Below are 9,734 nucleotides of genomic sequence, written 5' to 3'. Positions count from 1 at the left end.
TCGTTGCGGTCGATCGCATCCAGGGCGCCGCGCACGTTTTCGGCGACATCTACGGCTCCCCGCTGCTCGACTCAGTTCGTGAGTTCCATGATGGCAGCTTCTAGAGCGAGTTGATTTTCGTTGATCTTGAATAGCAGGGAAGGGATCAGGTCAGAGTTGGGCATTGGGAATCCTCCATGGTGATTTCAGCGTAGCAGCAGAAATTGAGTGGAGTTGTGGGCTTCGGCCCTTTTTCGCGCTGCTGTTGGCACCAATCCTGTCTGATGTTTCTCTTCCTTTCTCCGTTTTTTCGCATGTCAGATAGCCTTGCCAAACGCCCTGTTTCCGGGCGATTAGAGCGTTTTTCTCACCCGCTCCGCTGCGCTAAACTCTGGAAGCTCAGTTCCGATTCTTCGTTCTTGAAGGTCACCATCCCAAATCAGCGAAACTGACTGTACGTCACGCCGGCTGTGCCTTTGAAGAAAACGGAAGCAGCGAAAGCACCTTTAGGCCGGACTTCCGATTGTGCGCTAGGGAAACGGAGCAGAGCGCGGGGAGGGCGCATCTATTCGAATTGATTGCTGACGGGCTGTGGGCCTCCTGAAGGCCCTTTGATCACAAGGTCCGGGGGGCCGATTTGGAATCAAACCATCGCGTCCGAGAGCCTACCTCGTACCTCCAAATTCGACGTTTTTGGGCCCAAGCCGCAGTGCCAAACAGACTGCAAATTCACNTTTTGGGCCCAAGCCGCAGTGCCAAACAGACTGCAAATTCACCCGACTTCTTGCTGTTTTGGTGACAAACCATTTTGCAGGTAGTTGGCACCGATTGAGCGCCGCTGAACCCACGAAAGATCCGTCGGCCGCGGCTTCTAGCGGTCAGCTCGGAATCTCTTGCAAGGTCCTGGTCGGTGCCAAATCCGCTGCTAACTCACACCAACTCAAAAAACTTTTCTGGTTGCCAATTGATTGCTTATTGAGATTGGCTGCGGGTATAGCGCCCTAATGGATCTGTACAGATGAGGTCAAGCTTGACCGTTCCCCCTCTTTGATCGGTGAGCGCGGATTAGATTTGTCGACTTTACTCACTCGCATCGGATGCGTCAGTACAGCAGATGGATTATGAGAAATGAAAGAATCCTACCTACCAACATTGCTGCAAATGAGACTGCTCGTTGGCTTCCTTGGCGAGCGCGCTCAGTGTGCATGGTGGCCAACCGCTTTCTATGAGGCATCAAGTCGGATCTTCCTCGAGCCCGTCTTCTCGAAAACGTCTCGCCTCGCCCAGTACCACGGTGTGCTGGAAGCAGCCAGACGATTGCATGACGAGCATTTGAGCGTAGGCAGCTACCACCTGTTTCGGGTGCCGGAAGAGGTTGAGCAGGATTTACATGCGATCGTGCAAAGCATCGTGGGCGAAGAAATCGCCAGTCAGGCCCCTCAAAGCAAAGAGGTTGCACTGGATGCGTTGAAACGCTTAGCCGCGACGAGCGATATGTCCAGCGTGGGGCCAATGGCGGTCGGGAGCATTAATGATCTCGATTCCACCGACACCCTGAAGGTCATCGCAGCTATCTATCTATCTGCGTTCACTCAGAACGTGAAATCTTATCCATATTTGGTGGGGTAGCTGTGGCCGACAACAAGCCCTACACGACCCAGTTGCAAGCAGGACTTGGTCTCGTCAGTGAGACCAAGACGCTGCTCGATCTGTGGTCGCCCGGTATGTCGGCGAACCAGTTGCAGCAGGTCGCGCTGGAATCTGGTCGATTCCCGACTGTCACTGCACGCCGGCTTCGTAACATTGTCGTTGAATGTTTCGCTCCGCGCTATCTAGTGGCGGGTGGGGCGACAGCCATATACCTCAAGCGCCTTTCCGCAACGATCTCTACGGCAGACCTGACGCAGCTCATGTTTGTATTTACGAGTCGAGCCAACCCGATCCTTGGCGACTTCGTGCGTCACGTTTATTGGGGGCGGTATGCCGGCGGATACACGCAGCTCACTAATGACGACGCTCGTAGTTTTGTCGAGCGTGGCATAGATGATGGCAAGACCATCAAACGCTGGTCTGAAACAACAGTGCGGCGTGTCTCCGGCTATCTGACTGGGTGCTGCGCCGACTGCGGAATGCTCGAACGCGGATTGCGTTCAAGCCGGCGCATCCTGCCGTTCCGCATCTCACCAATCGTGGCCGCTTATCTCGCCTACGAGCTGCATTTTTCCGGTGTTGGTGATAACGCTCTGCTGACACACGAAGACTGGCAGCTGTTTGGCTTGGCACGTGAAGACGTGCTGGAAGAAATCAAACGGCTTTCGCTGAAAGGGTTGCTCATAGTCCAAGCGGCTGGCGATGTGATCCGGATCAGCTGGAAACAACAAGACATGGAGGCGCTTTGCGATGTCCTCACTCAAAGCTGATTTCGACGAGCTGCGTGAGCGCATCCGGCAGGGGCGTGAACTCGGTCATGCGAGTTTTGAACCGATCTACTACCTCGTCTTTTCTCCCCAACAAATCCTTGAGGTGAAACGGCAGACGCCCGCCTGGGTGGCGAAGCTCCATCAGGAAGGGTGGGATGTGCACACATTCTCCATTGCGGAACAGGTCTGGACCTTGCTCAAAGACGACCCGTTCTGGTCGTTGTGCGTGATGGAAGACAAGTCCGCTCCGCAGGATTGGCAGCGCACCAATAAGGCGTTGGCGGACATTCTGACGGCGGACAACGGCCTACTGAAACGTCTGGAAGATGCCCTGCAGCCACTCGAAGGCCAGCAGAACGCGCTGCTTTTGGTGACCGACCTTGAAGCGCTCCACCCGTTTCTGCGCATTGGTGCCATCGAAAGCCAGCTCCAAGGCAAGTTTCACGTGCCGACGATTTTTCTGTACCCAGGCGTGCGAACCGGCAAGACGCGCTTGAAGTTTCTCGGCTTCTATCCAGAAGACGGCAATTACCGATCAGTCCACGTCGGCGGCTGAACAAATAAAAGAACCTAGGGACGAATCTATGACCATCCGATCACTATTCGATCCAAGCAAGGATATCTCCCGGACCATCGAGAAGGTCATCACCTATGGCGCCTCGAAAGAAGGCCGCCTCAAGGCTGAAATCTCCGAGTACGTAGTCACGGAAAGCATTGAAGAGCAATTCCGAAAGCTCCTCGATAGCATGCAGTTGGCGATGGAGTCGGGCGGGGAGAATGAGGTCGGTGTTTGGGTCTCTGGCTTTTACGGCTCAGGTAAGAGTTCGTTCACCAAGTACCTCGGCTTGGCGTTTGATGATCAGCGCAACATCGACGGCACACCGTTCATTAAGTACCTACAGGATCGCCTGCACAAGCCGCAGACCAAGGCCTTGCTGAGCACCGTTGCACAACGGTTCCCGGCTGCAGTGGTCATGCTGGATCTCGCCAGCGAAATGCTCGCCGGCGCCACGTTGGAAGATGTTTCCTCCGTTCTTTACTTCAAGGTGCTCCAGTGGGCTGGCTACTCACGAAACCTCAAAGTTGCAGCCCTCGAGCGCATGGTCGAGAAGGATGGCCGAACCCACGAGCTGCATGAGCGTATCGCCCAGGCGCTGCCTGGTGCGACCTGGGCTCGGGTTCAAAACAACCCGCTTGCCATCGACGGGCTGATCCCGAAGATCGCCCACGAGATGTACTCGGCACTCTTCCCGGAAGCCAAGTCTTTCTCGTCCAGTACCGAGGGCTTCTTCCAGTTCGAAGACCAACGCGTGCAGGAGATGATTGACATCGTCCGCGAGAAAAGCGGCAAGCAGAACATCATCTTCATCGTCGACGAAGTTGGCCAGTACGTTGCTTCGCGCGACAACCTGATCCTCAACCTTGATGGCTTGGCCAAGAACCTCAAACGGCTGGGCGACGGCAAGGCTTGGATCATCTCCACTGCGCAGCAGACGCTTACTGAAGATGACCCGCGCGCAGCGCTGAACTCGGACAAGCTCTACAAGCTCAAGGATCGCTTCCCGATTCAGATTGACTTGGAATCGAGCGACATCAAAGAGATTTGCTATCGCCGGCTGCTCGGCAAATCACCGGCCGGGGAGACCGAGCTGGGCAAGCTGTTCGACGCCCACGGCCAGGCGCTGCGGCAAAACTCCAGGCTGCAGGACGCCAAGTATTACGACGCTGATTTCAGCAAGGAGAGCTTCACCAATCTCTACCCGTTCCTACCGGCTCATTTTGACATCCTGCTGCACCTGCTGGGCGCACTGGCCAAGTCCACCGGTGGCATTGGCCTACGCTCGGCGATCAAGGTGATCCAGGACGTCCTCAAAGGCGAAGGCGGCTCCAAGGCGATGGCCGATCAGCCTGTGGGTTGGCTGGCCACCACCGTCACTCTGTACGACGAGCTGGAGAAGGATATCCGCCGCGCCTTCACCTCCATTCATCAGGCGGTTGGCAAGGTCCAGATTCGCTTTCCCGATTTGCAGCTACATCAGGACATCGCCAAGTCCGTTGCCGTGTTGCAGATTCTCGGCAACTTGCCGGTGTCGGTGCAAAACGTTGCTAGCCTGATGCACTCATCTGTCACTGCGCCCACGCAGCTCGACACAGTGCGCAAAGCTGTAGAAGAAATGTTGGGTGACGTGCATGTGCCGCTTGGTGAGAAAGATGGCAGCCTCGTCTTCCTCAGCGAAAAGCTGCGGGACATCGAACAGGAGCGTGGCGCCATTGCACTGAGGACTGTGGATGTGAAGCGCATCTTCAACGATGCGTTGCGCGAATCCTTCGACCCGCTGCCGCGTGTCAGTCTCCACGGCACGATGGCTGTCACCACTGGATTGAAGATCCAGGCCGGCAGCGCCATCATCAGTCTGGCGGGAGATCAGAGCACCATCCAAACCCTCGTGGAACAGGTATCTGCCAGCGACTACGATACCGCTAAGAACCGCATGCTAGACGACTCCCGTAGTCGCTCAGGGCGCAACATAATTGGGCTGTTAGCCCGGTCCAACCCCGAGCTCGACGATCTGGCCAACGAAATCTATCGCTGCCAGCGCATCGCCGAATTGCACCGCAATCAGCCGGACCAGGAGGTTAAGGACTACTGTACCGGCCAGCTCGATCGCGCCGCCAAGCTCGCGACCCAACTCCAGAGCAAGATCAAGCAAACCCTACAGTCCGGCTCGTTTGTGTTCCGTGGTCAGGCCACTGCGGTATCGGCACTGGATGCCGACCTGCTGGAGGCGGCCAAGAAACTGCTCTCCGATGTGGCTGACCAGGTGTTCGACCGTTATGTCGAAGCACCGGTGCGCGCCGGCACCGACACCGCCGAGAAATTCCTGAAAGTCGCTAACCCAGCGGCCATTGGTAGCAGCCTTGACCCACTCGGCTTGGTGCAGACGGTTGCAGGTCGCGCCTCGTTCAAAACCGATCACAAGGCGATGATCAGCATCCGCGACTACATCGACAAGCGCGGTACGGTCGATGGGAAGCGTCTGCTCGACGATTTCAGCAGCGACCCGTTCGGCTGGTCGCCAGATACGACACGCTACATCGTGGCCGCCATGCTCATGGCCGGTGAAGTCAAGCTCAAGGTCTCGGGGCGTGAAGTCACGGCTGCAGGCCAGCAGGCGATCGATGCGCTGAAGACCAATAACTCCTTCAAGCAGATCGGTGTCGCGCTGCGCGACGAGCGCCCGTCCATCGAAACGCTCGGTCGGGCCGCAGAGCGGCTCACTGAGCTGGTGGGCGACATGGTCATTCCGCTAGAGCAGGAGATCAGCAAGGCAGCGGCCAAACACTTCCCGCGGTTCCAGCACGACTATGGCTCCTTGGCAGAAAAACTCAGCGGCCTCGGGCTGGCAGGCAGTGACCGCATCCGCACCTTGAACCAGGACATTGCCGATGTCCTGTTCACCGATGCCTCGGACACTCCTCAGCGTCTGGGTGCTGAAACCTCTGCCATTTACGACAACCTCAAGTGGGCGCTCGAAGTGAAGCGCGTGCTCGACAACGGGCTCGACGCCACCCTGCGGGATCTTCAAGCCCATCGCCGCGATATCGAGGCTTTGCCGGATACCGGTGTGCCGGGTGAGCTGCGCCGCGAACTCGCTGAAGATCTGGGAACCCTGTCAGAGCGCCTGGGCAAAGAGGACTTCTACAAACACACCGCCGACTTCAACTCACAGTTCACCCACCTGAAGGGTCGAGTGCGTGATGCAGTCATCACCCTGTCTGAGCAGCAAAAGCTACGCTTGACGGAAGGTGTAGAGGATCTGCAGCGCATTCCCGAATGGGAAGAACTTACCCAAGAAGAACGCGGCAACGCCGTGAACCGGCTGGATGGGCTCGCCCTGGCAGCCACACAGGACCTGGCCGGACTCAAAAAACTTCTGGCCCGCGACTACGACATCAACAGCACGCTCGAGGAGCTCAAACGCTCCATCCAGCGTCAGGGCCAGGAACGCCTGCGCCAACGAATAGAGGAAGAGCGCGCCAAGACCGGTAAGAAAGGCCCCGCCAAACTCTCCAAGTCGATCTCGGTGCCGGTGAAGATGACATCGGCTGCGGACATTGACTCGCTGATTCAGCAGCTCCACGAGATCAAGGCACAGCTCGGCCTATACGCAGAGATTGAAGTGATGTTCTCCCTGGGTAATGGGGGCGAGAAATAAGTATGGCCTTTGACCAAACAACAAGAATCCGCCTGCAGCGCTTCGTCAATGACGCGCGACGAGTGCTGGAAGAGGAGTTCACCCGTCAACTCCAGAACGACTACGGCATGGACCCGAATGCAGGTAGAGTTACAGAGCTGGCCAGCCTGCGCCACATCAATGACGCACAGCGCGAATCCGCGCGCATCTTGCGCGAGACCCTGGCGCACTACTGCGCCAGTGGCGACATGGATGCCAGGCAGGGGCTGGACCGGATCGTCCGTGAGCAGGCGTTTACGGTGCTCAACCGCTTGGCGGCCCTCCGTATGGCCGAGGCGCGCGGGTTGTTGGTCGAGTCGGTAGGCAACGGCTTTCAGGCCAAAGGGTTTCAGCTCTACGCACGGCTGGTCGGCACCGGCCTGGGCGAAACCGGCGATGCCTATCGCACCTATTTGTTCAGTGTGTTTGATGAGCTGAGTCAAGACCTGCCCGGGCTGTTCGATCGCTACTCGCCGCAGGGCCGTTTGTTCCCGCGCGAAGCCGCGCTGCTGCAAGTGCTTAACTTGATCAACGATGCCGACATCGCCCCACTATGGAGCGAGGATGAAACCATCGGCTGGATCTACCAGTACTTCAACTCCAAAGAAGAGCGCAAGGCAATGCGCGATGCCTCGCAGGCGCCGCGCAACAGCCGCGAGCTAGCGGTGCGCAATCAGTTCTTTACGCCGCGCTATGTGGTCGAATTCCTGGTGGATAACACACTTGGTCGTCTGTGGTTCAACGCCACCGGGGGAGATACCCATCTACGCGAGCGTTGCCAGTATCTGCTCGTCAAGCCCGACGAAGCGCCCCAGGCAGCTACCAAACTGCGTGATCCGCGCACCCTGAAGTTGCTGGACCCGGCCTGTGGCTCCATGCACTTCGGCCTCTACGCATTTGACCTGTTCGCCGAGGTCTACCGCGAAGCTTGGGCCTCGGAAGAGAAGCATGGCCCCGACTCGCTGGATGTTTCCACTCAGCCTCAAGCAGCGCTCAAGCCTCTGAGCCAGACCTATGAGAACGAAGCAGCCTTTCTGCACGACTTGCCGCGCCTGATCATTGAGCACAACATCTACGGCGTGGACATCGACCCGCGCGCTGCACAGATCGCGTCGCTTGCGCTGTGGCTAAGGGCGCAGCGCGCTTGGCACGACGCCGGAATTAAGGCCAAGGACCGCCCGCTGATCGGTCACGGCCATGTGGTCGCTGCCATTGCGCCGCCCGCAGAACGGGAGCTGCGCCAGCAGTTTGCCGAAAGTCTGGACAAGCGTGATGCCGAGCTGTTTGAAAAAACCCTGCAATTGCTCAAGGGCTTGCCGGAGCTGGGCGTACTGCTCCAGGTCGAGCGCGAATTGCCGCATTTGATTCGTCAGGCGTACGTCGGCAAAGGCACCGGTCTGTTTGCCGCGCAGGAGCAGGAGAGCTGGCATCAAGCCGAAGCACGGTTACGTGAGGCACTCACAGAATTCGCTCAGGCAGCGAAATCCACCTACCAGGGTCGCCTGTTTGCGGAGGACGCCCTGCAGGGATTGCGACTCATCGATCTGTGCCGCGAGGTGTTTGATGTAGTGGTGATGAACCCGCCTTTTGGTGCGCTGGCTTCAAGCACAAAAGATCAACTTGCCAAAGCTTTCCCGCGCAGCAAGAACGATCTGCTGGCCCTCTTCGTTGAACGCGGGCTTGAACTGCTCCGTACCGGTGGGCGTATTGGAGCGATCACTTCGCGTACCTGCTTTTTTCTCTCCAGCTTTCAGAAGTGGCGTGAACAGGTTGTCTTGGGCATAGCTAAGCCAGAAGTCATGGCGGACCTTGGACATGGCGTAATGGACGACGCGATGGTGGAAGCAGCTGCTTACGTGCTGGAGAAGCAGGGATGAGCACGTTTCTGCGTCTCCTAAAGGAGAGTGACAAAGCCGAAGCGCTGATGGCTGCATGTAATCACTTGCGCCAGGCGGAGAATGATTCGCGAAGCTTCGAGGTCGCGTCGGAGTCATTTGATTGGGTTCCGAGTAAGCCGTTTGCCTACTGGGTGAGTGAGTCTGTGCGGCGAGTGTTCCACCAGCTTCCCGCATTCGAGGGGACGGGCCGCACCACCAAACAAGGGTTGGCGACAGCCGATGATTTTCGCTTTGTCCGAATTTGGTGGGAGTCTCCGGGTTTGGGTTGGATGGCTTTCGCGAAAGGTGGTGCGTTCTCACCTATTTACGCTGATGTTTATCTAGTAATTGAATGGCGGGCTATGGGCTCAGTCTTAAAGGCTAAGGCAGTCCAAGAGCACGGAAACTACGGGAAGCGTGTCTACAACGAAGAATATTATTTTCGACCTGGTCTTACTTGGCCGCGACGCACGCAAGGAGGTCTCAGTCTGCGTGCGATGCCCGCTGGATGCATCTTCGGTGACAAGGGGCCGGCTGCCTTTTGTCGAACTGATGATTCTGAAGAGCTTTTAGCTCTGTTGGCGCTCACAAATAGTCGTGCTTTTGGGCTACTTGTTTCGCTGCAAATGGCCTTCGGGTCTTATGAAGTGGGCGTTATTCAGAGAACGCCTGTTCCGTCATTGACAGCGGCGCAGCGCAAGCAACTCGCCAACCTCGCTCGTCGTGTCTGGTCATTGAAGCGCACAGCAGATTCCGTCACCGAAACATCGCACGCTTTCGTGCTACCCGTAGCGATTCGTGCGCGAGCAGGTTACATCGACTCCCTCGCCATCAAGATGGAAGTTGACGAGATTAAGGCAGAGATGGACGCGATCGCGTTTGATCTCTACGGTTTTGCTGAGGCGGACCGCGAGGCGGTGAATGGTCCGGTGATGGATGACGAGATGGATGACGAGATGGCTGACGCGGGTGAGGACGATGAGGAGGCTGAAACAGAGGTTCCATCAATGGACGGACTGTTGGCCTGGGCCGTAGGTGTTGCCTTTGGACGTTTCGACTTGCGCATTGCTACAGGCGAGCGCCTCCTTCCGCCAGAGCCAGAACCGTTCGATCCTTTGCCTACAAAGTCTCCGGGAATGTTGCCCGATGGGGCTCAGCCATTCCATGCTCATGATGGCATTCTGGTCGACGACCCTGGCCATCCGCATGACCTTGCCCGACTG

6 protein-coding genes are annotated in these 9,734 nt (G+C 57.4%); all 6 read left to right on the top strand.

Annotated features, from left to right (window positions below; translation table 11 throughout):
* The first annotated feature begins 1,107 nt into the window (after window positions 1-1,107).
* Entirely contained in the window at window positions 1,108-1,608 is a 501-nt protein-coding gene (locus tag HCU66_RS26230; RefSeq protein WP_205891284.1) for a BrxE family protein, read from the top strand.
* Between the two features lie 2 nt (window positions 1,609-1,610).
* Complete coding sequence (locus tag HCU66_RS26225; RefSeq protein WP_205891283.1) at window positions 1,611-2,399, top strand: BrxA family protein; 789 nt, start codon at window positions 1,611-1,613, stop codon at window positions 2,397-2,399.
* Window positions 2,380-2,955, top strand: coding sequence for a BREX protein BrxB domain-containing protein (locus HCU66_RS26220; RefSeq protein ID WP_205891282.1), 576 nt, complete (start codon window positions 2,380-2,382; stop codon window positions 2,953-2,955). The genes HCU66_RS26225 and HCU66_RS26220 overlap by 20 nt, the downstream gene beginning before the upstream one ends.
* A 28-nt stretch (window positions 2,956-2,983) precedes the next feature.
* Window positions 2,984-6,616, top strand: a complete 3,633-nt coding sequence (gene brxC, locus HCU66_RS26215) for a BREX system P-loop protein BrxC (RefSeq protein WP_205891281.1) — start codon at window positions 2,984-2,986, stop codon at window positions 6,614-6,616.
* 2 nt (window positions 6,617-6,618) lie between these two features.
* Window positions 6,619-8,511: an Eco57I restriction-modification methylase domain-containing protein gene (locus HCU66_RS26210; RefSeq protein WP_205891280.1), complete on the top strand. Its 1,893-nt coding sequence runs from the start codon at window positions 6,619-6,621 to the stop codon at window positions 8,509-8,511.
* Window positions 8,508-9,734, top strand: a 1,227-nt coding sequence (locus tag HCU66_RS26205) for a BREX-1 system adenine-specific DNA-methyltransferase PglX (protein ID WP_241015702.1), incomplete at its 3' end; no start/stop codon positions are given. The genes HCU66_RS26210 and HCU66_RS26205, both read left to right, overlap by 4 nt.

The sequence above is a fragment of the Pseudomonas frederiksbergensis genome (assembly GCF_017114915.1).
GTDB lineage: Bacteria > Pseudomonadota > Gammaproteobacteria > Pseudomonadales > Pseudomonadaceae > Aquipseudomonas > Aquipseudomonas frederiksbergensis_I.
Note: the sequence above shows the minus strand (reverse complement) of the source record. Positions and strands in the feature narration are given on the sequence as shown.